Source organism: Sphingomonas sp. CFBP 13706 (genome assembly GCF_014842355.1).
GTDB classification, from domain to species: domain Bacteria; phylum Pseudomonadota; class Alphaproteobacteria; order Sphingomonadales; family Sphingomonadaceae; genus Sphingomonas; species Sphingomonas aerolata.
This window is the reverse complement of the sequence record NZ_JACYVM010000012.1, coordinates 62,578-86,173: the sequence shown is the minus strand read 5'-3', so window position 1 is coordinate 86,173 and position 23,596 is coordinate 62,578. Positions and strand designations below refer to the sequence as shown.

General features: G+C 60.1%; 19 protein-coding genes and 1 pseudogene. 15 read left to right on the top strand and 5 right to left on the bottom strand.

Annotated features, from left to right (window positions below; all coding sequences use genetic code 11):
• Positions 1-94 precede the first annotated feature (94 nt).
• The 6 genes from IFS44_RS17480 (at position 95) to IFS44_RS17455 (ending at position 11,224) form a co-directional block, all read left to right on the top strand.
• Positions 95-2,923, top strand: a complete 2,829-nt coding sequence (locus IFS44_RS17480; RefSeq protein ID WP_244650398.1) for a TonB-dependent receptor — start codon at positions 95-97, stop codon at positions 2,921-2,923.
• 81 nt (positions 2,924-3,004) lie between these two features.
• The gene (locus IFS44_RS17475) at positions 3,005-3,733 is read left to right on the top strand and encodes a FadR/GntR family transcriptional regulator (protein WP_192099406.1); all 729 of its coding nucleotides are present in this window, start codon (positions 3,005-3,007) and stop codon (positions 3,731-3,733) included.
• A 321-nt stretch (positions 3,734-4,054) separates the two neighbouring features.
• Positions 4,055-6,214 carry a hypothetical protein gene (locus IFS44_RS17470; protein ID WP_244650397.1) on the top strand — a complete coding sequence of 720 codons (2,160 nt, stop codon included), beginning with the start codon at positions 4,055-4,057 and terminating at the stop codon, positions 6,212-6,214.
• A gap of 162 nt (positions 6,215-6,376) precedes the next feature.
• The gene (locus IFS44_RS17465) at positions 6,377-9,244 is read left to right on the top strand and encodes a glycoside hydrolase family 31 protein (protein WP_192099405.1); all 2,868 of its coding nucleotides are present in this window, start codon (positions 6,377-6,379) and stop codon (positions 9,242-9,244) included.
• 39 nt (positions 9,245-9,283) lie between these two features.
• The gene (locus tag IFS44_RS17460; protein ID WP_192099404.1) at positions 9,284-9,499 is read left to right on the top strand and encodes a hypothetical protein; all 216 of its coding nucleotides are present in this window, start codon (positions 9,284-9,286) and stop codon (positions 9,497-9,499) included.
• 72 nt (positions 9,500-9,571) lie between these two features.
• On the top strand, positions 9,572-11,224 hold the full coding sequence (locus IFS44_RS17455) for a hypothetical protein (protein WP_192099403.1): 1,653 nt from the start codon (positions 9,572-9,574) through the stop codon (positions 11,222-11,224).
• On the opposite strand, the gene IFS44_RS17450 is transcribed toward IFS44_RS17455, so the two are convergent.
• The 5 genes and pseudogenes from IFS44_RS17450 to IFS44_RS22965 form a co-directional block, all read right to left on the bottom strand.
• Positions 11,211-12,275: an aldose epimerase family protein gene (locus IFS44_RS17450; RefSeq protein ID WP_192099402.1), complete on the bottom strand. Its 1,065-nt coding sequence runs from the start codon at positions 12,273-12,275 to the stop codon at positions 11,211-11,213. The genes IFS44_RS17455 and IFS44_RS17450 overlap by 14 nt on opposite strands.
• A 117-nt stretch (positions 12,276-12,392) precedes the next feature.
• Complete coding sequence (locus IFS44_RS22355; RefSeq protein WP_192142880.1) at positions 12,393-12,599, bottom strand: hypothetical protein; 207 nt, start codon at positions 12,597-12,599, stop codon at positions 12,393-12,395.
• Positions 12,600-12,744: 145 nt separating this feature from the next.
• Positions 12,745-12,948 (bottom strand): annotated as a pseudogene (locus IFS44_RS22970) (transposase); the annotation flags it as partial.
• A 1,209-nt stretch (positions 12,949-14,157) separates the two neighbouring features.
• Entirely contained in the window at positions 14,158-14,340 is a 183-nt protein-coding gene (locus IFS44_RS17440) for a hypothetical protein (RefSeq protein ID WP_244650396.1), read from the bottom strand.
• 423 nt (positions 14,341-14,763) lie between these two features.
• Positions 14,764-15,174, bottom strand: a complete 411-nt coding sequence (locus IFS44_RS22965) for a type II toxin-antitoxin system PemK/MazF family toxin (protein ID WP_192099399.1) — start codon at positions 15,172-15,174, stop codon at positions 14,764-14,766.
• A 545-nt stretch (positions 15,175-15,719) separates the two neighbouring features.
• On the opposite strand from IFS44_RS22965, the gene IFS44_RS17430 reads away from it, so the two are divergent.
• The 9 genes from IFS44_RS17430 (at position 15,720) to virB9 (ending at position 23,277) form a co-directional block, all read left to right on the top strand.
• Positions 15,720-16,274, top strand: a complete 555-nt coding sequence (locus IFS44_RS17430; protein WP_244650407.1) for a lytic transglycosylase domain-containing protein — start codon at positions 15,720-15,722, stop codon at positions 16,272-16,274.
• Positions 16,271-16,639: a TrbC/VirB2 family protein gene (locus IFS44_RS17425; protein ID WP_192099398.1), complete on the top strand. Its 369-nt coding sequence runs from the start codon at positions 16,271-16,273 to the stop codon at positions 16,637-16,639. The genes IFS44_RS17430 and IFS44_RS17425 overlap by 4 nt, the downstream gene beginning before the upstream one ends.
• Positions 16,640-16,681: 42 nt before the next feature.
• Positions 16,682-17,020, top strand: a complete 339-nt coding sequence (locus IFS44_RS17420) for a type IV secretion system protein VirB3 (RefSeq protein WP_026046796.1) — start codon at positions 16,682-16,684, stop codon at positions 17,018-17,020.
• Positions 17,013-19,421, top strand: a complete 2,409-nt coding sequence (locus tag IFS44_RS17415; RefSeq protein ID WP_192099397.1) for a VirB4 family type IV secretion/conjugal transfer ATPase — start codon at positions 17,013-17,015, stop codon at positions 19,419-19,421. Before IFS44_RS17420 ends, IFS44_RS17415 begins: the two co-directional genes overlap by 8 nt.
• Positions 19,422-19,433: 12 nt before the next feature.
• The gene (locus IFS44_RS17410; RefSeq protein WP_192099396.1) at positions 19,434-20,153 is read left to right on the top strand and encodes a type IV secretion system protein; all 720 of its coding nucleotides are present in this window, start codon (positions 19,434-19,436) and stop codon (positions 20,151-20,153) included.
• Positions 20,150-20,407, top strand: coding sequence for an EexN family lipoprotein (locus IFS44_RS17405; protein ID WP_192099395.1), 258 nt, complete (start codon positions 20,150-20,152; stop codon positions 20,405-20,407). The genes IFS44_RS17410 and IFS44_RS17405 overlap by 4 nt, the downstream gene beginning before the upstream one ends.
• Before the next feature lie 2 nt (positions 20,408-20,409).
• The gene (locus tag IFS44_RS17400) at positions 20,410-21,372 is read left to right on the top strand and encodes a type IV secretion system protein (RefSeq protein ID WP_192099394.1); all 963 of its coding nucleotides are present in this window, start codon (positions 20,410-20,412) and stop codon (positions 21,370-21,372) included.
• 361 nt (positions 21,373-21,733) lie between these two features.
• The gene (locus IFS44_RS17395) at positions 21,734-22,423 is read left to right on the top strand and encodes a virB8 family protein (RefSeq protein WP_192099393.1); all 690 of its coding nucleotides are present in this window, start codon (positions 21,734-21,736) and stop codon (positions 22,421-22,423) included.
• Positions 22,420-23,277 carry a P-type conjugative transfer protein VirB9 gene (gene virB9, locus IFS44_RS17390; RefSeq protein ID WP_010218643.1) on the top strand — a complete coding sequence of 286 codons (858 nt, stop codon included), beginning with the start codon at positions 22,420-22,422 and terminating at the stop codon, positions 23,275-23,277. Before IFS44_RS17395 ends, virB9 begins: the two co-directional genes overlap by 4 nt.
• Positions 23,278-23,596: the final 319 nt, after the last annotated feature.

Below are 23,596 nucleotides of genomic sequence, written 5' to 3'. Positions count from 1 at the left end.
AAGCACTTTTTATATTTCATAATCGTTTTGTCAGGTTTATAGGATTGTACAGCGCTCTGGCCATGAGAAGCCGGGGTCTGAAGAGGATTACACGATGATTGATTCGGCTGCTGCGCGTCGCGTTCGAGGAATGCATCTGGCAACCGGGACGTCCGTTGTTGCGCTCCTACTGGGCTGGGCTATGCCCGCCTCTGCGCAGACGGCAACACCTGTGCCGACGGCATCGGAGCAGAGCGGTACGGTTGCTCCTAGCGCGGAGGAGGGCGTCGCCGGCGCTCAGGCCGAAGGCACTACACCGGCGCAGGATCAAGCCGATATCGTCGTCACCGGCGTCCGTGCCAGCCTTCAGTCGGCCCAGAATATCAAGCGCAACTCTGCGCAGATCGTTGATTCGATCGTTGCCGAAGACATCGGCAAGCTGCCCGACCGCAACATCGCCGAGGCGCTGCAGCGCATTTCGGGCATCCAGATTCAGCGTAACTACGGCGAGGGCAGCTCGGTTGCGATCCGTGGCCTGACGCAGGTCCGCACCGAACTGAATGGCCGCGACATCTTCACTGCTAGCGCCAACAGCAGTTCGCTGAGTTTGGAGGACGTGCCTTCGGAATTGCTCGCCGGAATCGACGTCTACAAGAACCCGTCGGCGGACCTTATCGAGGACCAGCTGAGCGGTACGATCAATTTCCGTACCCGCAAGCCGTTCGACTTCAGCGGCTTCAAGGTCTCAGCCGCGGCGACGAACACCTATTACGACCTCGCGCGCAAGAGCCAGCCGACCGCTTCGCTGCTCGTCAGCAATCGCTGGAACACCGGGATCGGCGAATTCGGCCTGCTCGTCAGCGCTTCGTACCAGAAGACCGTGTTTAGCCAGGACACGATCTCGACGGAGCCGTTCGAGACGCTCGATCCGAACGATCCTGATCCAATCATTCGCGCGGCATCCCTCGCGGCGTTATCGTCGCTTGGTCGCACTGGGCAGGTCACGACCATTCCGCACGGCACCGGCATCGGCCAGGTCAATGGCGCACGCCGGCGGTTCGGGATCGACGCGTCGCTGCAGTGGCGGCCGACTGACACGCTGGAGATCACGGGCGAACTGTTCCGCAACGACTACAAGTTCCGCTATGACGATTTCAGCTACTTCGCGGAGCCTGCGGAAGGCGCGTTGAACGTCGTCCCAATCCCGGGCGCCGCGTTCGCGTTTGGCCCGAATGGCGATTTTCAAAGCGGATCGTTCCGGGATATCCGCCTTGCGGCCAACACCAGCCTCGAAAAGCGTCACTCGACGACCACCGACTATTCGCTGAACGCGAAATGGCGCCCGAGCGCGAGCCTAACGATCACCGCCGATGGCCAGTTCGTCGATTCAAAGACGAACGGCCTCCGCTCGATCGTGGGCCTCAACGGCGTTGGCAATGCTACGCTGGTCCAAGACATCAGCGGCGACATCCCCTCGTTCCAGATCACCGCGCCCGGCGGACTGGAGAACCCCGCGAATTACGCGTCCGCTTTCTATCTTGATAACCTGAGCAACTCGCGTGGCAAGGATAAGACCGGCCGCCTCGATGCCGAGTACAAGTTGGACGGCGGTGTCCTGCAGTCGATCAAGGTCGGTGCTCGCTATGCCGATCGCTCCAGCCGCTCGAGCGACACCGGCTATCGCTACACCGGCCTGAACGCGGTGCCTGCGCAGCTTGAATTCGGCAATTTCAGCAAGTTCTTCCGGGGGGACGCTGATCTATTCGGCAATGCGCTGCTGTTCTCACGCGGAATCACGCGTGACTATGGTACGACGCTTGGCACACTCGGTATCCCGACAACGCCGTCCTATCTGCCTAGCAGCACAAGCAACCAGTCGCAGAAGACCTATACTGGCTATGCCACTGCCTTCTTCAAAGCGGATACACTGCCCGTGCCGATTGACGGCAATATCGGTGTACGCGTGGTGCGGACCAAGCTGAACGTCGACGGCTTCTATCAGCAGACCGACCTAGTCACCCCGGTTGCCGGCGGTCCGCAGGTAACCGGGCCTACCACCTTCGTGCCGATCGTGAGCAGCGACAACTACACCTCGGTGTTGCCGAGCTTGAACCTGCGCGCACATCTCACTGAAAAGATGCAGCTTCGTCTGGCGCTGTCTAAGAACATATCGCGCCCGACGCTGAGCCAGCTCAACCCGAGCCTGAACATCACCGAGCCGGGCATCGCACAGATCCGGCAGGAGCAGTACACCTCGGGTGGCAACCCTGATCTGAAGCCGATGACCTCAAAAAACCTCGATGCGTCAGCCGAATGGTATTTCTCGCGCACCGGATCGCTCACCGTCGCCGGGTTCTACAAAGATATCTCGGACTATATCCAGACCGGCATCTCGCAGCGTAACGTCACCTTTACCGACGGCCAGACCGCGCTATACAACGTCACCTCGTACAGCAACGTCAGCAACGCCAAGGTAAAGGGCGCTGAAGTTGCCTATCAGCAATTCTACGATTTCCTGCCGGGGCCGCTCGCAGGCCTGGGCGCGCAGGCGAACTTCACCTTCGTCGACTCATCGGCGCCTAGCCCAGCGACCGAGGGCCCCGTCCGTCAGCTGCCGCTACAAGGATTGTCGAAGTACAATTATAACCTGATCGGCATTTACGAGCGTGGCATTATCTCGGCGCGCGTCGCCTACAACTGGCGCAGCAAGTATCTGAGGCTCACATCCGGCAACGGATCGGGCAATCTGCCGGTGTTTCAAAAGGCGTCGGGTCAGTTCGACGCGTCGATCACGGCGAACGTGACGCCACATCTGTCGTTGACGCTTAACGGGGTCAATCTGTTGAATACGATCCAGCAGACCTATTATGGCCTTGAGTCCCGCCCCCGTGATTCGATTGCGAACGATCGTCAGATCAGCGGCGTGGCGCGAATCACCTTCTGATCGCGACTTTTTCACGTTGAGATGATGACGTAATCTAACAGGAGTGTTTGTAGTCACATCTGAGTTGAGCGGTCGAACAGCATGACCGAAGCTAAGCCAAGCCAGATGCGCATGACACCGGGCCGAAATTTGACTGAGCGGCTATTCAATTTCGTGGGGCGTGAGATCGTTACCGGGCGTTACGATGGAAAGCGGTTTCCTACGGAAGCCATTTTGGCGTCTGAGCATCATGTAAGTCGGCCGGTCACACGTGAGGCGATCAAGATGCTGACTGCGAAGGGTTTGCTCTATGCGCGTCCGAAACAAGGAACTTTTATACAGCCCATCTCAGCATGGAACCTCTTCGACGCTGACGTGCTCAACTGGTTGCTCGAACGTCGATTCACGCTACCTTTGTTGCGCAGCTTTATTGAGTTTCGCCTTGCCGTTGAGCCGATGGCTGCACAGCTCGCTGCGCGTTCTGCGACGCCTAAAAATATTGCGGTGATTGCCGCTGGCTATGCACAGATGGAATCATCTCAGCAAGGCGATGATGACGCACTTGAGGCTACTATCGTGTTTCACATCGCCATTCTACAAGCATGCAACAATCCCTTTTTCAGTCAGTTCGAGAGTTTCGTCTCGACTGCATTGCGGACTTCAATCAGCTTTACTAACCGGTTCAACGACCGCGACGCAGGCCTTGCAGCGCACAGGGCGGTACTCGATGCTATTGCCGCGCATGACCCAATTTCCGCCAGTATTGCGTCTCGATCGATTATCGAAGACCTCATGATCCTGATCCGCAAGGTCGAGAACGAAGGCAGGTAGGTCAATCTTGACGCCACCGTCTTTGGTGTTTGGCCTCCCCATCTGGTTGATCGAATATACGATGATTTAATTAAGCTATGACGGCCAGACTCTGACAATGCAGGTGTACGGTTTTAAGGCCATTTAAGAGTTAGAGTCGACGGGTGATGTATTAGCGGCCGTCGATCTGGTAAGGTGCACTTGCGACATGATTAATAAAGCTGGGACCGCAATGCCGGCTCACGAACAGGTCATCGCACGAAATTGCACTGCAACGATGCGGGAGCCCTCATGATCCGATCACTTCCTAGACGATGGCGCGCGATTGGTGCAACTGTGCTGATGCTCACGGTTCCTGCGTCGGCTCGCCCGCCTGAAATTGCCCCGTACCGCTGGACCAACGTGAAGGTTGGCGCAGGCGGCTATGCTCCCAACATCGTCTTCAGCCCGGCGGAGCGCGGTCTCGCCTATCTGCGCACGGATATGGGGGGCGCCTATCGCTGGGACGACAGGGAACAGCGCTGGCTGCCGCTGCAGGACGGCAACGCCGTCCCGAGCTACATGGGCATCGAAAGCATAGCGCCCGATCCGCGCAGCCCGGATATTGTCTACATGGCCGCCGGCATGAACGCGGGCCAACCGGCCGCGATCCTCCGGTCCGGGGATCGGGGGCGGTCATGGCGCGTCACGCCGGTGCCGTTCGCGATGGGCGGTAATGAGGACGGCCGCGGGCTCGGCGAGCGGCTAGCTGTCGATCCAAATCAGACGCGTCGCCTGTTCTTCGGTTCGCGTCATGACGGGTTGTGGCGCAGCGAAGATGCCGGTGCGACCTGGGGCAAGGTCGCAAGCTTCCCCGTCGCGGGGCTCGGACGCCCGGCGTCCCGAAAAACGCATGGCGGCGTCTCCTTCGTGGCGATCGACGAAACAAGCGGTAGTGAAAGCAGGCCGTCCCGTCGAATATGGGCGGGCGTAGCAGATCCGGGTGAAGTACATCTCTATCGATCGGACGACAGTGGACAGACGTGGGTTGCGGTCACAGGACCGCCGATGCTGGCGGCAAAGGGCGTGGTCGATGAGCGTGGCGTGTTGTGGGTCGGCTATGCGAGCGGGCTTGGACCAAGCGGAATCGCGACCGGCGCGGTGTGGCGCTACGAGGCAGACGGACGCGGACGCGACGTGACGCCGACGGCGTGGCGCGAAACCGGCGCGGAGGGAGCATTCCTTGGTGTTTCGGTCTCGCGGATGACGCCAGGCACCGTCGCGGTCACGACCGTCGACCGATATCGGCATGGGGATTCGCTCTGGATCAGTCGCGACGACGGGCGCAGCTGGGACGATGTCGGTCCTCGCAGCAGGCGCAACGTATCCGAGACGCCGTTCCTGCTGCATGAAGGCAAAGGCGCGGATTTCGGACACTGGATCTCAGGTCTTGCAATCGATCCATTCGATCCGGCACACATCGCCTATACGACCGGTGCGACGGTCTATGCGACACACGGGGTGAGCAGTACGAGCGTCAACTGGACGCCGTGGACCAAGGGCATCGAACAGACCGCAGTCATCACCCTCGCGTCGCCGACAGGCGGCGCGCCACTGATCTCGGGCTTTGGGGACTTGGCCGGCTTCGTCCATGATGATCTCGACCGTTCGCCACAGCCGACCTTCATCAATCCGTACATGTCGAATACCAACAATGTCGATTACGCCGGGCTCAACCCGAACGTGATCGTGCGTAGCGGCAGCCTGTATCTTGATCGCCCACGCGAGGCTTCGATGGGCCGCTCCGAGGATGGCGGCCGAACGTGGACGATGGTCAAGTTGCCGCCGATGGGTGATCCGGCGAAACGCGAGGATCTGAATGGCGATTGGCCGATCACCGTCTCGGCGGACGGCGCGACGATGGTGGTGGCGACCCCCGTTCCGCAAGTCTCACGCGATCGCGGACACAGCTGGTCCGTGGTTCGCGGCCTGCAGGGCAGGACCCGCGCAGTGGCCGACAAGCGTGATCCGCGTCTATTCTACGCCGTGGACGTCGAGCGCAGCCGGGTACTCGTTTCGCGCGATGCGGCGGCTAGTTTCTCGCCCGTGACGGCGCGCGGACTGCCCGCCGGTCTCAGCCGGGCCGGGCGACAGGACCGCGAGGCGCAGAGCGCGCTTGTCGCAGACCCCGCGCGGACGGGCTCGCTGTGGCTGCAGGCGGGCGAGCGGCTGTTCCTCAGCACCGATGCCGGGCAAAGCTTCGCGCCGGCCAGCGGCAACCTCCGTGTCGAACTCTACGGGCTCGGCAAGAACGGCCTGTTCGCGGTCGGAACGCTCGACGGCATTCACGGTGTGTGGCGATCGGTAGACCGCGGGGGAAGCTGGTCGCGTATCGACGACGACGCGCATCGCTGGGGTGCACGGTACCGTGTCATCTCGGGCGATCCTCGGCGCGAAGGCCGCGTCTATATCGGTACAGACGGTCGCGGCCTGTTCTACGGCGACCCCGTGGAGGTTCGATGAGCCCGCAAGGTATCGTTCCAGCGGGAATGCACGCAGCGCAACCTGCCCTGGGGCGGGACACCAGAATATTGAGAGTCTAGCGATTTCCAGAACGGCCGCGAGTGCTGAAGTCCACGAGGGGGCATTAGCACTGAGCCACGAACGACATCCGGGAGAATGACGATGAAGGCAATTTTAACGGCGCTGCTGCTCGGCAGCGCGATGACAACAGTTCATGCACACGCACAGAGGTTCGAACGAACCACGGGGGGCGTCAAGGTGACCCCCGCAGGTGGTTCCGCCGCGAGCGTAGAGGTCTCCGTGCACGGCGACGGCATCATCCACGTCGTCACGACGCCGAAGGGTGCCGGTACGGCCCCTCGCGCTCCAAGCCTGATGGTGGCGCAGCCGCCCGCCGTGGGTACGTTCGAAGTGGCCAAGTCCGCCGGACAGGTGCGTATCACCACCCGCAAGGCAACCGCGGAAGTTGCGCTCGCCACCGGTCAGGTCCGCTTCCTTGACCCCTCCGGCAAGCCGCTGCTCGCCGAAGCCGGTCCCGTCCGCTTCGCGCCGGCCACCGCGGACGGGAAGCCATATGTCTCCGTCTCGCAGCAGTTCAACCGCGGCACCGACGAGGCGCTCTACGGTCTCGGCCAGCATCAGAACACGCAGATGGACTATAACGGCGAAGACGTTGAACTCGCGCAGCACAACATGGACATCGGCGTTCCGTTCGTCGTCTCGACGCGTGGTTACGGCCTGCTGTGGGACAATAATTCGATCACTCGCGTCGGCAATCCCAAGCCCTACGCCTTCGTAGGCGAGGGAATGAAGGTCACGAGCGGTGGCAAGCCCGGCTGGCGGGCCGAGTATTTCCTGGACGGCAAGTCCGCAGTGACGCGGCAAGAGCCCACGATCGACTACCAGTTCATCGAGGATCAAAAGAAGTGGCCCGAGGCCGCGAAGGCACGTACCGTCGCGGCGACTGGCGGCCAGAACACCGCTGGCAACGCGGTGCAGAAGCAGACGGTGGTGTGGAGCGGTGACGTTATGCCTACCGCGACTGGCACCCACAAGTTCAAGCTCTACGGGTCGAGCTACTACAAGGTCTACGCCGACGGGAAGCTCGTGCTCGACCGCTGGCGACAGAACTGGAACCCGTGGTTCGCCAACGTTGATTTGCCGATGACGGCCGGCAAGCCTGTGGCAATCCGTATCGAGTGGGAGCCGAACGCCGGCTACATCGCGTTCTTTCACAATGATCCTATGCCCGACGCGGACCGCCATTCGCTGTGGTTCACCAGCGAGGTAGGTCAGGCGAAGGACTATTGGTTCATTCCCGGCGGTGGCATCGACGGCGCGATCGCGGGATACCGACAGATCACGGGCAAGTCGGAGATGATGCCCAAATGGGCGTACGGCTTCTGGCAGTCGCGTCAGCGCTACGAGACCGCGGACCAGCTGACGGGTGTGGTCGATCAGTATCGCAAAATGAACATCCCGCTCGACAACATCGTGCTCGACTGGCGCTATTGGCGCGACCCCGAGTGGGGTAGCCACCGCTTCGACGCCACGCGCTTTCCCGATCCGGCGAAGATGCTCACAGACGTGCACGGCGATCACGCCAATTTCATGATCTCGGTCTGGCCGAAATTCTATCCCACGACCGACACGTACAAGGAGCTCGCGGCGGCGGGTCTCGTGTACCAGGGCAATCTGCGCCAGGGGAACAAGGACTGGGTCGGCCCAGGCTTCGCCAGCACGATCTACGATCCCTATTCAGCCAAGGGACGCGATATCTTCTGGAAGCAGATCGAGGGGCGGCTCGCGAACCTGGGCGTCGATGCCTGGTGGGCCGACGCGTCCGAGCCCGACCAGCATTCGAACACTTCGATCGTCCAGCGTATCGAACAGATGGGGCCGACGGCGATCGGGCCCGCAGCTCAGTATTTCAACAGCTATCCGCTGATGAACGCGCGCGCCTTTTATGACGGCTGGACCGCGTACAAGCCGAACGTGCGGCCGTTCCTGCTCACCCGTTCCGGGTTCGCCGGTCTGCAGCGCTACGGCGCAGCGATCTGGTCGGGCGACGTGGCCAGCCGCTGGTACGATCTGCGAGCGCAGATCTCGGCTGGCGTCAACGCATCGATGTCGGGCATCCCGAACTGGACGCACGATATCGGCGGCTTTGCGGTCGAGGATCGCTTCGCAAGCAAGACGCCGACCGCAGCCGATCTGCAGGAGTGGCGCGAGCTCAATCTGCGCTGGTTCCAGTTCGGCGCGTTCAGCCCACTGTTCCGCAGCCATGGCGAATATCCGTATCGCGAGATCTACGAGATCAGCCCAGAAGGCTCACCGATGCGGGCGTCGATGATCCGCTACGACGAACTGCGCTATCGCCTATTGCCGTACATCTACACGGTGGGTGCCGACACCTACATGAAGGACGGCAGCATCATGCGCGCGCTCGCGGCCGGCTTCCCTGGTGACCGCCAAGTGCGCCGGATCGACGAAGAGTATCTGTTCGGCGACGCGTTCCTTGTGGCGCCGGTGACGTCGTACAAGGCGCGCAACCGGTCGGTCTACTTCCCCAGCGGCACGACCTGGTACGACTTCGATAGCGGCCGGGTCTATAAGGGTGGCACCAGCGCTACGGTCGACGCGCCGTTCGAACGGCTGCCGCTGTTCGTGCGGGCGGGGGCGATCGTGCCGACGGGACCGGTGACGCAATATGTTGACGAGCGCCGCGACGCGCCGCTGACGATCCTGATCTACCCGGGCGCCGACGGCAGCTTCTCGCTGTACGAGGACGACGGACGGTCCACCGGATACAAGACGGGCGCCTTCTCGCGCATTCCGATCGCCTATGACGACCGCAGCGGCACAGTGCGCTTCGGGCCACTTGAAGGCGGCAGATGGGAAGGCATGCCTGCGACGCGCAAGTTGCGCGTGAAATGGGTCGTCGCGGGTCAGACGGCCAAGGACGACGCGTACGACGCGGAGGTCACCTACACTGGCCGGCCGGTCGAACTAGCGAGACGGAACCGCTGACGGCGACGACCAACGACAGACGACATGGGAGGAATGCAGATGACGGTATGGCGCGCCTTGGCCCTGATGGCCGCAATGGGAGCCGGAACCACGGCAATCGCGCAATCGGGCCAGGCTCCGATAAAGCAGTCGCCGATGCGGCCGGTGGCACGCTATGCCAATCTACGCGCCGCGATCTACATCGCGGTCAAGGACGCCCGCGCCCTCGCGGACCGCACGACGTTCGACCGACAGTTCGCTCGCGCCGCCTCGTAGCTGCATTTCGATAAGGTCTACATCGAGGCGTATCGCGACCACGAATTCGCGACCGCCGAGGAGTTGGAGCGGGTGAAGGGCTATTTTCACGAGAAGGGCATCGCGACCGCGGGCGGCATCACGCTCGCGGCCGGTGGGAAGAATGGCCAGTTCGGCACCTTCGACTATGAGGATGCGGACGATGGGGCAGAATGCGAACGCGCCAGCCGGCTGGCAGCACGCCATTTCGACGAAGTGATCCTGGACGACTTGTTCTTCTACACGTCGAAATCCGACGCGAACATCGCCGCCAAGGGCAAGCGCAGCTGGACGCAATATCGGCTCGACAGCATGCGCAAGGTAGCGCGTGACCTGGTGATCCGCCCCGCCAAGGCGGAGAATGCGCGCGTCCGGATGATTATCAAATACCCGAACTGGTACGAGCATTTCCAGGGCTTGGGTTACGATCTCGACCAGAACGCGCAGGCGTTCGACGGTATCTATGCGGGCACGGAGACGCGCGATCCGACGCTGACCGATCAGTTTCTGCAGCAATATGAGAGCTATTTGATCATCCGCTATTACGAGAATATTCGCCCCGGCGGGAATGGCGGGGGGTGGGTCGACATTGCCAGCATTCGCTCGGTTGATCGCTATGCGGAACAGCTGTGGGACACGTTCTGGGCAAAGGCGCCCGAGGTCACCTTGTTCAACTGGCGTCCGATGAGCGAGGATGCGCCGGCCATCGCCGGCGACAGGCCATGGTCGTCCGACCGGACGAGCTTCGACTGGACCTCCGAGCTGGCGCGCTGGCGATCAGGTGGCACGCCGGGAACACCCGGCTGGGGCCGTGCGGCGGGGCTCGCGCTCGAGCGGATAGATCCGATCCTGGGGGCGCTTGGCAAGCCAGTCGGCGTCGCGAGCTACAAGCCCTATCAGTCGTCGGGCGAGGACTTCCTTCACAACTACTTCGGCACGATGGGCGTGCCGGTCGAACTGTCGCCTAGATATCCTGACACCGCCGACACGGTGCTGCTAACGGAGGCGGCCGCTGCGGACCCGGCGATCATCGAGAAGATCAAGGGCTCGCTGCGGCGCGGTGCCGACGTCGTGGTCACCTCCGGACTTGTTAAGGCATTGTCCGGTCATGGCTTTGCCGACCTTGCAGAATGGAACCCCACTGGAAACACCGTAAGCGTGTCGAACTACATCCAAGGCTTCGGGGCTGGCAACGGCACCCCGCTCGTCGACGCGTCGGATCCACGACCGGTGCTGATCCCCGACATCCGTTTCTACACCAACGACAGTTGGATGCTGGTGCGCGCATATGCCGGCGCCAAGGGCTATCCAATGTTGCTGATGAACCATTATTCGAAGGGCACGCTGTACATGGTGACCGTGCCTGAGAACCCGGCCGACCTCTATGCGCTGCCCCAGCCGGTGTTGACGCAGCTGCGCTCGGTGCTGGCGCGTCATGCCCCGGTACTGCTCGATGCCCCCGCCGAGGTCGCGCTGTTTACCTACGACAACGGCACGTTCGTTATAGAGAACTACCGCGACACGGCGGTCACCATCCGGGTCGGCGTCACCGGTGCGGCGCGGCTGCAAGAGATCGGCGGGCCGACCTCGCTCACGGCAGCCGGCGAGATCACCGGTGCGATGGGAGACAGCCGGCCGGCGTTCGCGCTTAGCATTCCGGCCCATTCGTTCCGCGCTTTCGGCCGCGGCGTCGCTAGCGCGAACTAACTCCGAACCGCCAGATCGTGGTCGAGCGGAAAACCTGCCCGGGGCGCAGTAGCGTGGTAGGAAAGTCCGGGCGGTTCGGACTGTCCGACAGATGCTGCGTCTCGAGCGCGATGCCGTCGAACGCGCGCATCACGCGGCCGCTAGGGCCCTTGTCCAACCCGTCGATATAGCCGCCCGAATACACTTGGATCGACGGCTCGGTCGTCTCCACACTCAATGCCCTGCCCGATCCAATATCGTCGAGCCGCGCTACCGTCGCCAGTCTACCCAGCGGCTTGTCGAACAGCCAGGCGTGGTTGTAGCCATGCTCGCCCATCGGCGGTACGCGGCTGTCGATCGCCTGCCCGAGCGCGCGCGGTTGCCGCAGGTCGAGCGGAGTGCCGACGACGGACGGAAAGGCGCCGGTTGGGATGCCGCTGGCGTCCGTTGCGACATAGCGTCGCGCGAGCACCTGCAAGCGCTGCCCGCGGATCGACCCGCTGCCCTCGCCAGCCAGGTTGAAATAGGCGTGGTTGGTGAGATTGAGCGCCGTCGGCTTCGAGGTCCGCGCCTCGTAGTCGATCTGCAGCGCGTTCCCGCCAATCAACCGATAGGTTACCGCGACCTGCAGTCGCCCTGGAAAGCCTTGGAAGCCGTCAGGACTGTCCAGACTAAAGGTTGCCGCTCGGGAGCTTCGCGACCGCACCGACCATTGCTGCGTGTCGAACTTGGCCTTGCCGCCCCCATGGAGCGCGTTGGGGCCGTCGTCCGCCATAAGCCGCACCGGCTTGCCGTCGATCGTGAAACCCGCGCCTGCTATCCGTCCAGCATAGCGGCCGATCGTCGCACCGAACGACACCTTGCTGTTCTTAGCGCGAAACTCTGCCGGGGTCGCGAAGCCGAGCAGTATGTTCGCGGGGATGCCGTCACGATCGGGGACTTCGATCTGTGTAACCGTAGCGCCGAATGGAATCAGACGGACGACCATGCCGGTGTCATTGTGAAGTTCGATGACGTCGTTACTCGACTGTGCACTAGCGACCGGTGCTAAAGTGAGGGCAAGAACAATCATTATCTGACGCATATCTGCTCCGGATCCAGTTTGCGTATGGCTATATACCGTAGAAGATGCTGATACGCCCGGATAAAGGCATTCCTCGGACCTGTCTCATTGTCTATGTGCTTGATCTCACGTACGCTGGAGCGCCGACCAATCGGGGTTGATCATGCGGGCGAAGATCAGGTCGTTGATCGTCGCGACGGCATCATTCGGGGGAAGCGGCCATCGCCCGAACTTCCGTTCGAAATGACCGCCTGCGATCAGATGGTTGACCCCGCGCTCCATAGGCGCGGGACGGGCGAGCCTGTTTCGGTCGTCCCCCGACAAGTCCGTCATTCGATACCCTTGCCCATCGATACCGATTGCGGATCAGTCCGCCCGGCCGCGATATGGCATTCAATTGGGTGAGGCGACCCGGAACGCATGCGAGATGAGGGCGGCGTAAGCCATTGCCTGGAGCTTGGGGGGAACGCCCCCGGAAATCCGCGATCGTGCGAACGTCCAGTCGCAGGCCGCCCAGCAGCCACATTACTCCCAGGTCGCGTCCCGCCTCTGCCGCCAGGCACCGGCTCGACCGGACCCGGTTGAAATAGCCGTAGAGGTGGGGGTACAGCTTCAGCATATCAGCAGGGTCATAGCCGGGCCGACCTGCGCCTTGGGTCGCTCCAGCCAAAAGCACGCTCATCTATGTCTAGCTCGTCGATGAACACCGCGATGAACCATGTCAGGTTGTTCACCGATACGTAGTCATCAACCGACGCCAGCAGCAGTATTTGATCACGGGAAAGCCCTTCCTGTATCCCATGCCGGATCATATCGATCCGGCCACCACGCAATAATCCATCATGACGTTTTCAGACTGTCTGACTGTCTGGCGTATATTGCTGGTATACCCTGAGTAAGCATGCGATTTGGGACACAATCCTCGTTCAAACAAGGTTGGAAACAGCGAGATCGAACACCTCATTCCGGAGGTCTAGACCCTGCTCGAACACATTAGGGATGCGTCTGGCTTAGCCGCGTGGATCGCTGGGTCAGCCTCTGCCTTTAGAGGGCGATCACGAGATTCGTAGTCGATGGCATGAGCATCGGCACGTTTTGCATGTTTGACGCTGGTTCGCGGCTGCCATCAGATCAACGTCAGTCAGATCGCGGCAATCGATCCATCATTTGACGTCAGTGATCGAAGGCATGCGTTACAGTCGGCGTCACTGTTTGGGTTTGGTTAGCGCTGCAAGCTGCTTGGCCCTGATCGTCAACGCCCAGCTGATTTGCCGATCGGTGCCGGTTAGCGGTGGAAGAGCAAGGTGTGAGACTTGCGTTTCTTAACGCTACCGCGGCACCTTCTCAGCCCGCTTTTCCGCAACGATGCAGTCTCGACAGGTAGTCGTCTTGAGCCACTTAGCCTTTCGTTCCTGCTAGCTGTCAAAGCCGGAAAGATAGTGAGCCCGCTCGTGACCGCAGGCATGAATGATCCGCTGGTTCATGGCTGTTCGTGGTTTGTGCGCAACGGCAATTAGTCAGGTTGAATCAGAATTGCATTGAGTAGCTGACAATGTAAACCAGAGGCATGCTTGACCAGCTAAACTGGTGCAACCCCGTCGGCATTTGCCAGACATGAGCCAATCAACGTACCACTGAGCCGGACGCGCTTCGTTACCGGATCTATCGGGGTGTGGTGCAGTTCCAGCTCGTAGCGCCACCAACATCGCGGCGAAGATAGAAGGCCCCGTCATCTTGTATCAGGGTACCAATCTCATTGATCCGGGTTCATTCGTCACCATCGCTACGCCGTTACTTCATCATGATCGTGAGAGTTGGCGGGATATCATTGCGCGTTATCGATGTACTTCGGTGGGGCTCATGATTCTGCTAACCTGTTCTCGATCGGTCTTCAAAGGCTGATATTACGTCGCGCCATTTCAACCAACGCCGTATCCCCGATTGGTGAGCGGGGTTCGGCTTTAAATATGTCAGCCAAATCGAGCAGATCTTCTTTGGAAAGGTTCGCGATTGAGGCTTCGATCTCGGCAAGGCGCCGCACTGCGTGATCGCCGCGATCGGCGACCCGCTTCATTCTTGTCTTGAGCATATGGCTTTCTATCATAAACGTCGCGGGGGCGGCAGTGGCATTTACGGGTGATTTGCCGAGGTCATTCAGCCAAAATGCCCTATCTGCGGGCGAAAGAAGCTTCGTTAGTGGAGAGCCGGACCTCGTTCCGGCAGCAGATCGCGAAGCGGCAGGAACGTACAGCTTTAACAGTAAACGGCGTGATCTGGGGATCGCGAGCTCGCTGTTGGGCCATCGACCAAAATGCCTGCTGTCAGAAGTTATACGTGCCCCAGGCGCTAAACGAAAAACCCCAACCGGTTTCCCGGCTGGGGTCTATCGAACCCCTAGCTTGCATCGCCGAGGGTCCTGCCGGATTACTCCGGACTTAAGCCTGATACCCGGCAAGCCGGGTAGCGCAGGAACGAGAGGCATATACGCTGCTGTTCCTTAAGGTTCAATGACGATCCCGATTGCTGCTGAGACAGCTCGGCGAAGTTGGTCAACCTTAGCCTTTTCAAGTTCGATCTGATGGTACTGCCGAACGCCGGTCACGCGATGCTTGCTATGAGGAAGGTTGAGGCGAGTGTAGCCCACAGTTGCTACCATGTCGCACTTGGCCCAGCGCGGCCCTGGTCCCCACGGCTCTGGAATCTCATTGGGCACCTCGATGTGCCATGGTTCGACCGGGGTAGGGGCAGACATTGATAGTGGTACGACGGTCACCAGCGCGTCTCGACGTTTGAGTTTGGGCGAGATCGTAACCGCTAGCCGTCGCTTGATCATCTCCGGAGCTCTGAAGCCTGTAGTGTAATCGCAGATAACGATTGTGCCCGGTCGGGGATGGTAAGGAAGCGGCATGCTTGCTCGTAACGCGCGTTCTTAGACGAGGCCAGCTATGCCGCGGCGATCACGGCCGTCGGCCTTGTACTATTGAACATGAATGATTGGCTGGAGCTGGAGGCCGAGAAGGGCGCGCGAAAGCGGTCCCACCAGCTGACCACGACCATCCGTCCAAACGATTGGATCTATGACTGTTTATGACGTTTACCTTGTTTTTAATATTATAAGGATTGTGTTTTGCCCGTTTTTCCATGCTCACCCGTACGAGTAAATTCTGAGATTGAAGAGTGAAACTTTCAACAAACACTGTAATGTAAGGGCAGCATTGCTGACATAGCTACGTCATTTTACGCTCATACGCCTGGATCGTGGACTGCAAGGTTGTTCGGTCAAGTCACTCTACGGATGGCCCCCGCGAAACGATTTAGCTCGCTCCACTAACCGGGGCAGCATCCATGATTTTTACGATCGCTGCTGCCGCTGATCTGGCGCGTCAATGCGCGCCAGGTGTGGCCGTTGAAACGATGCTATCGGTGATCCACACGTAAAGCCGGTTCAATTCGCTGGCGATCGGCGTCAATCGTGGTGGTCGGTCCAAGCCGAAACCGCGCAGCTACGCCGAAGCCGTAAATACGGCGTATGCCCTTATCCGTGCCGGATATAATATCGACCTCGGGCTAGGTCAGATTAACAGCGCGAACCTTCGACGGTTAAACCTGTCGATCGAAGACGCCTTTGATCCGTGCCGTAGCCTGACCGCAGCCGCTACAGTGCTGACCGCGAATTATCTCCGCGTCCTGCCGCGTTCGCAGTCGACGCAGCACGCGCTCGCTACGGCGCTGTCGATGTATAACACCGGCAAGGAATGGCGCGGCTTTACGAACGGCTATGTCGGCCGCGTGTACGGCTCGGCCGGGACGGTCGTTCCTAGCATTGCCGGGCTTCCTAAGCTGGCTCCCCCTTCCACGGTTCTAGCCATGAACCGGCCATCAGATTTCGGCGCGGTCGCCCGCCGTGCCGATCCCCAACCCGCTCCGCCTGTACGCCTACCAGAGGAAGGCTCTCCCGTTCGAGAGGCTCCCGCTGCGAGCGTGCGAGGCGTGATGGTGTTTCAATGACGGGCAACACCTACCGAAAGGACGGACAAGTGCTGAAACGACACCACGAACACCTCAACGGGCATTATAATTCCGCCCGTCGTACAAAGGATCTGACACGGTTCGCCATTGCGGCGGTCGCGTGCTGCCTGATCGCTCATCCTGCCTACGCTCAAGGCACGGGCAACATTCAGAGCTTTGCGGACTCGATCAAAGAGTTCGTAACCGGGACGTTCGCAAAGAGCGTCGCGGTCATCGCGATTGCTGTCACCGGCTATCGCTTCTTCACCGGCCGCGCGAGTGCCGGGCCGCTGATCGCCGTCGTTGGCGGCTGCTTCCTGATCTTCGGCGCGTCGTGGTTCCTCGATCAAATCGTGGGCGGCTGATCGGTCGCTGCTGACGACGCCTAAACCAACTGGAGAACGATCTTGGGTGACGACGAACCACTAATCAGCGAGCCGCTTTTCTTGGCGGTCACGCGCCCGGCTATGTGGTTCGGCGTCCCCATCGAGGCCGGTATTCCGATGGCGATCGCGGGCGTCCTCGTCCTGATCGTCTCGGACAATCCGATTTACGGCGTGATTGTCGCAGTCGTCGGATTCGGGATCGCCCGGCTTGTCGTGCGCCACGATCCCAACGCCTTCCGGCTCCTGAACCTCGGCGTTCAAACGAAATGGAAAAACCGGGACCGCGCGTGGTGGGGCGGTAGCTCTTACTCGCCGCTCCCTGTGAAGGCTCTCAAGCGCAAGGGTTTTGCAGGTGAATAAACCGACCGTCGCCGAAAAGCTCCAGACGCCTTGGAACATCGCCAAGCGCGAACAGGAACCTAAGCGCTTTCTCCCATACTCACGCCATATCGACGATCATGTGATTGCGCTCGATGACGGCTCGCTCCTGACGATGTTTCGTCTCGACGGCATGGCATTTGAGACGGCCGATCGCTCGGACCTCAATTCGTGGCACGAAAATCTAAACAGCATTCTCCGCAATAGCGCGGACGAACGCGTTGCATGGTGGACGCATACCGTTCGCCGCCGCACCGACACTTATCCGGATGGCGCATTCCGATCGGAGTTCGCCCGCGACCTCAACGAGACGTATCGCGGCCGGGTCACGTCGGAACGCATGTTCGTCAACGAACTCTACCTGTCGATCGTCATGCGCCCGGCTGTCGGCGCTGCTGACAAGCTCGCGGTGGCGTTCAAAAATCTGGTGTCGAAACAGGCTCGCGTCGATGCGTTGGCAAAGGTCGACGAGGAAGACCTACAGCGGTTTAACGAACGCGCCAGCGAGACGGCAAAGCTGCTCGGGCGGCTCTCTCCGAAACGGCTCGGCCTGTATGAGTTTGACGATCTGCTGTTCTCCGAACCGCTGGAGGTTCTGGAGCTGATTATGATGGGCGCATATCGGCGGATTCCGCTGGTGCGTGGTCATCTGGGTTCGGCGCTCTATGGCGAACGCCTAATCTTCGGGCGCGAAGCCGTCGAAATTCGCGCGCATGATCGTAGCCGCTTTCTCGGCCTTTTCGGCATTCGCGAATATCCGTCACGCACCCGGCCGGGGATGCTTGATTCCCTGCTCAACGCGGATTTCGAGTTCGTGATGACGCACTCGTTTGCGTTCCTCGGCAAGAATGACGGAATGACGCGACTGATCCGTAAGCGCCGCCAGCTCGGCAGCACTGACGACGAAGCCGTGTCGCAGGCCGAAGCGCTGTACGACGCCGCGAACGATCTGGCGGATAACCATTTCGTGATGGGCGAACATCATTTCTCGATCGCCGTGTTTGGCGATACCGTGCGCCAGCTCAACGATAACCTGTCGTCGGCGCGCGCTGCTCTGTCGGACGCGGCGATGGTGTCAGCACGCGAGACAAGCGCGAACGAAGCCGCGTTCTGGAGTCAGCTCCCCGGCAATTTCACTTGGCGCGCGCGTCCCTCGGTCATCACGTCACGCAATTTTGCGGCAATGTCGCCGTTCCATACTTTCCCGGCTGGAAGGCCCGATAGCAACCATTGGGGGTCGGCCGTTGCGCTGCTCCAGACAACCGCGCTGTCCCCGTACTATTTCAATTTCCACGTTGCTGATATTGGTCATACGGCCATTTTTGGACCGACCGGCAGCGGTAAAACCGCCGTCCAAAACTTCTTCATGGCGATGCTGGAAAAGAGCGGCGCGCGGCAAATCTTTATCGACAAAGATCGCGGCGCGGAAATCTATGTCCGCGCATCTGGCGGGACATATCTGTCCCTGCAAAACGCCCTTCCGACCGGCTTCGCGCCGCTCAAGGCGTTTGATTATACCCCGGAAAATGTGTCGTTCCTTAGCGGTTTCATCCGCCAACTGGTGCGCCGCGAGGACACGCATCTGACTGTCGCGGAAGAGCGGCTAATTCACGAGGGCTTGGTTGCTCTCGGCCGTCTCCCTGCTCACCAACGCTCGATCCGCGCCCTTCGCGAAGTGCTGGGGTTCAAGGATGCAGAAGGCATCGGCGCGCGTCTGGAGCGTTGGGCGGAAGGCGGGCCGCTCGGCTGGGTATTCGATAACGAGGCCGATGTGCTCTCGCTGGAGGCGCGTTTCCTCGGGTTCGATATGACGGATTTCCTCGATAACGAGGAAGTTCGCACCCCTGTTATGATGTATATGTTCCAGCGGTTTGAAGAGCTGTTGGACCGCAAAGAGCGTCTCGTCATCGATATCGACGAGTTCTGGAAGGCGCTGGGTGACTCGCAATTCACCCGGTACATCGAAGACGCATTGCTTACCTACCGTAAGCGCAACGCCTTCTTGATCTTCGGCACACAGAACCCGGATCATGCGCTGCGCTCTCCGATCGCGAGTAGCATCGTCGGCCAGGTCGCAACGCTCATCATCATGCCGAACCCGAAGGCGAGCGAGGAAAGCTATCGCGTCGGGCTGGGTCTGACCGCGAAAGAGTTCAATCTGATCCGTCGCGAGCTGGTTCCGGAATCCCGGCAATTCCTCATCAAGCAGGGTCACGATTCAATCGTGGTGAAACTCGACCTCGACGGCCTCGACGACGCGCTGGCGATCCTGTCGGGCCGGTCGTCGACTGTCGGGCTTCTCGACGAATTGCGCGCCGAGTTGGGCGACGATCCCAAGGTTTGGCTTCCCGAGTTCCACCGCCGCCGCAAGTGGCTCAAGTAAGGAGAGAAGACGATGAAACGATATGTAATCGGACTCGCCGCACTCATGCTCTGCACAACCGCACCAGCGGCAGCGCAGGGCATCCCCGTCTATGATGGGACTTCATACCTCAAGCTGCTGGAACAGGCGAAGACCGCCGCGTCACAGCTCAACAAGCTGCAAGAGACGTATAATCAGGCGGTGAAGGCGTATGATGCCGCCAACGGTATCACCAACGTCAACGATATCGGCTCGATCCTCAACAGTTCGCAATCGCGAAATTGGATCCCTTCCGAAGCGAAGGATATCCAAAAGCTGATGAGTGGCGCGAACGATCAGCTCGGATCGCTCGGCACCGCCGCCAATAACATTCGCAACGGAAGGCGTGTCGATATCCCGGCGCTGGGTGCGAATGCGACGGAAAGCGAAAAGGCCGCGCGCAAGGCTCTCGATACGAACGGCAACAGCTATGCGACTGACGCTGCGGTTGCAGAAGCTGCCTATAGCGCAACCGGCACCCGCACGAAGGGCCTCGAAGAGCTGCGGCGCTCGCTCGATACTGCGACGACGCAAAAACAGGTGCAGGATATCCAAGCCCGCATCGCCGTCGAACAGGCGCATATCCAAAACGATCTAATGCAGTTCCAGGCGGTGCAAGCGCGTCGAACGGCCGAAGGCGAATTGCGCGGCCAACAGATGCTAGAGACGCAAGCCGCCGCCCGCGCCGCCTATGCTAAGAGCCGCCAAAAGTGAGGGTCGTTCTGACCGTCATGGTTGGCGCGATGGCGCTGGCTGGTTGTTCGGAAAACTCCCCGATCGCGGCGCAACCGCGATCGTTGGACTTCTTCAAGGCGAATACCGCCGTCCGCAAAAAGGTCATTGCGGCGTGTAAGGCGGCGCAAGGCACGCACGCTTATCAGCCGGAAGAAGAGTGCGGAACGGCGCAAATTGCCGATCAGCAAGTAGCTCGCGAGAATTACGCTCGCGAGCGCACCGGAGGGAAATAGCAATGAATCCGGCAAGCCCTACGCTTTTCACTGAGGCATATACTTACTTCAACGGTCAGTTGAACATGTTTCTAACCCAGCGGTACGGCGATGTAGTTGACGCCGTTCGCGGTCCTCTTTTGGCAGGGCTTGTCATTTATATTGCGATCTACGCTTTCGCGATCATGCGCGGCGTAGTGCAGGAACCTCTTACCGATTTCGTCTATCGCGGCGTCAAGCTGGCAATCATCTTCACGGCTGCGACCACCGTTGCCTATCAGGATTGGATCACGGGACCGCTATTCAACGACGCGCCTAGCGCCGTCACGGAGGCTATTTCCGGCAAAGAATACGGCTCGATGGGCATGGTGTTTGATGCGCTGGAATCTCAATCGATAGAGGTTTCAAACAGACTTCAAACCGCCGCTGACGCAATGCCACTTCTCATGGCACCACGCGCGATCCTGTATTACATTCTTTCCTTCATTGTTCGCCTGTTCGCTGAAATTGCATCGTGCGTTGGTTTCGGCGTCAGTATGCTTGCGCTGATATCGCTTGCGATCATTATCGCTATGGGGCCAATATTTATTGCGCTGTCGCTATTTGATTGGGGAAAGCGGTATTTCAACGGCTGGTTAAATCAGGCGTTTAACTACATCGTCGTACTTGCGATCATAACGACAATGGCAAGCCTTATTACCGATCTTGGGGATAAGGTCTTAGGTCAAATGAACATCGAAGACGATGTATCTGCTGCCGTTCTTTATATCGGCTTCTACGCTCTCGGTACTTTCTTCTTTTTCCAAGCTCCCTCCATTGCATCGGGCATCACTGGCGGCGCTGCCGCTGGCGCTAGCGATCTGGTCGGAAACGTCGCTCGCGCTGCCTCTAGGCCGTGGTTGCCGTCGCGGGGCGGCGGGGGTGGCGGCGGTGGCCGTGGTGCCGGGGGCCGTGGTGCCTCGGGCGGCTCAATCTCAAAACGATAATCTAGCTCGGGGAACGTCATGAACTGCAATTTGAATAACCGACGCTCGCGCGGGTTTAGAATCGCGGCAATCGTCGTCGCTCTCGCGGGTCCGCTCGCCGGGTGCGCCACGTCCAAGACGCCAAAGCTCGCTGTCTGTGATGGTCGGCACAAGCGGCCAGCTAATCCTTACGGAAGCATCCTGCCGGGTGCGCCTCCTGTTGTGTACGTTCCCGGTAAAAAGGGCGTGCCGGTCCCCGTCCCAGCGCCATCAGCGCCAGGTGCGCCCGCACAGGTCTTCTCACCCGATCCTGCGGCAACGTCCGCCCTCACGCCCGACGCCTCGCGTCGGGTCTTCGCTAGCTGCTGATAGGAGCCGGAAATTGGCCGAAGGTGTCTCAAAATCCGACCTCCAAAAGTATTTCGCCGATGCGCGAAGCTGGGACGAGGATCGCGCACGCGCTGCAATTAAATCGAAGCGGTTTGCCTACATCATCGCGGGTGTAGGTGCTGCGACCGGCATTACTGGCCTTGCGGCTGTGGCAATGCTTGTCCCTTTGAAACGTATCGAACTCGTCACCGTCCGCGTTAATCAGACGACCGGCGCTGTCGACGTTCAAACGGAGCTTAGTGGCAAAAAACAGATTGCTTACGATGAAGCCGTTTCTAAGTATTTCCTCGCGAATTACGTTCGTCTGCGGGAAAGCTGGAACTCGGCTTCCGGTAAGGAAGACTTTAACGCTGTTGCAATCCTATCAACTACGCCAGAGCAACAGCGCTTGTCCGATCTTATGAACGTGGCAAACCCTAAAAGCCCTCGGGCCGTGCTTGGTGAAAACGGGTTTGCAAATGCTCGGGTAACAAACATCACCTTCATCAACAACCGCGTTGCTAACGTGCGCTTCACGCGCACTGTTCAAACGGCGACCACGGAACCCACATCAACGGATTGGATTGCGACTGTGACGTTCGGTTACACCAATGCGCCAATGACGGAAGGCGACCGCTTCCGGAATCCTCTTGGGTTCCAAGTCGAGAATTACCGTGCTGATCCAGTGGTGGTCGGACGATGACGCGGGTTGCACTCGCAGCCTTGGCGCTGGGCCTAATCTCGGTTCCCGCACTGGCATCCGAAACGCCTCGCGCTGGCTTTGCCGATCCGCGCGTTCGCACCGTCAATTATGATCCGGAACAGGTTTACCGGATCGTCGGCGTCTTCCGCACGGCGACACAGGTGCTGTTCGGTAGTGACGAGGAAATCGTCAACGTCGCTGTTGGCGATAGCATCGCTTGGGAGGTCGTTCCTCGCGGCAACCTAGTATTTATCAAGCCCCGCGAACGCGCTGGTCCGACGAACTTGATCGTCTCGACGATGCACGCCGGGCAGTTGCGAAACTACACATTCGAGCTGACCGCACGGACAGGCTCGATCAAAGCCAATGCCCGCGACACATTCTTTCAGGTTCGCTTTCGGTATCCGGAAGACGAACGATTGAAGGAAGAGCGGATGCGGACCCTGCAAGCGGCGCTCCAGCTCGCCAAGGTGCAGGAAACCGCGATGAAAAGCGCCCTCGATCATGGCGTTTTGGAAGGGCCGCGCAACCTCGCCTATTCTCTCCAGGGCTCATCCGATCTCGCTCCCTCGGAAGTCTCCGACAACGGGCAATTTACGGTGCTGCGCTTTCCTGCAAACCGCGAAATGCCAGCGGTCTACCTCGTGCGGCCTACGGGTGAGGAAACCCTAGTCCCGTTCGACGTGCGCGACGATTTCATGGTGATCCACACGGTAGCCAAACAATTCCGACTCCGTCGGGGTGCGGAAGTCGTCTGCATCTACAACGAAAACCCCAAAACCTACGGCGTCGACCACGGCACCGATACCGCCTCGCCTCTCGTGGAGCGGACTATGAAGGAGGAAGAGCGTTGAGCACGATTCCGCCCATTACCGATAGCGAGCCTGTCGACCGTACCCCGCCAATCCGCGACCGCACGCCCGAACAGGCCGATATCCAGCGCGGTATTACGCCAGTCAGCCGGGCAAAACAGACCGGCAAGATTGCTCCGATCGCGGGCGGCGCTCTTGTCGTTGCGGCGCTCTTGTGGATCAACCTCGGGGGTCGCGATGACTCCGCGACGACAAACACTATGGCGATGGCAAAAAGCGCCAAGGAGCGGCCGACCGATACGGCAAGACAGGTTGCCGAGTATCAGAACGGTACGCCGACGATCGCCACCGCTGCGACCGA

Coding starts and splice junctions, on each gene's coding strand:
- IFS44_RS17410 (WP_192099396.1), top strand. CDS start 19,434: ATGAAACGATATGTAATCGGACTCGCCGCACTCATGCTCTGCACAACC.
- IFS44_RS17465 (WP_192099405.1), top strand. CDS start 6,377: ATGAAGGCAATTTTAACGGCGCTGCTGCTCGGCAGCGCGATGACAACA.
- IFS44_RS17440 (WP_244650396.1), bottom strand. CDS start 14,340: ATGAAGCGGGTCGCCGATCGCGGCGATCACGCAGTGCGGCGCCTTGCC.
- IFS44_RS17460 (WP_192099404.1), top strand. CDS start 9,284: ATGACGGTATGGCGCGCCTTGGCCCTGATGGCCGCAATGGGAGCCGGA.
- virB9 (WP_010218643.1), top strand. CDS start 22,420: ATGACGCGGGTTGCACTCGCAGCCTTGGCGCTGGGCCTAATCTCGGTT.
- IFS44_RS22355 (WP_192142880.1), bottom strand. CDS start 12,599: ATGACGGACTTGTCGGGGGACGACCGAAACAGGCTCGCCCGTCCCGCG.
- IFS44_RS22965 (WP_192099399.1), bottom strand. CDS start 15,174: ATGCCGCTTCCTTACCATCCCCGACCGGGCACAATCGTTATCTGCGAT.
- IFS44_RS17475 (WP_192099406.1), top strand. CDS start 3,005: ATGACCGAAGCTAAGCCAAGCCAGATGCGCATGACACCGGGCCGAAAT.
- IFS44_RS17400 (WP_192099394.1), top strand. CDS start 20,410: ATGAATCCGGCAAGCCCTACGCTTTTCACTGAGGCATATACTTACTTC.
- IFS44_RS17470 (WP_244650397.1), top strand. CDS start 4,055: ATGCTCACGGTTCCTGCGTCGGCTCGCCCGCCTGAAATTGCCCCGTAC.
- IFS44_RS17425 (WP_192099398.1), top strand. CDS start 16,271: ATGACGGGCAACACCTACCGAAAGGACGGACAAGTGCTGAAACGACAC.
- IFS44_RS17480 (WP_244650398.1), top strand. CDS start 95: ATGATTGATTCGGCTGCTGCGCGTCGCGTTCGAGGAATGCATCTGGCA.
- IFS44_RS17450 (WP_192099402.1), bottom strand. CDS start 12,275: ATGATTGTTCTTGCCCTCACTTTAGCACCGGTCGCTAGTGCACAGTCG.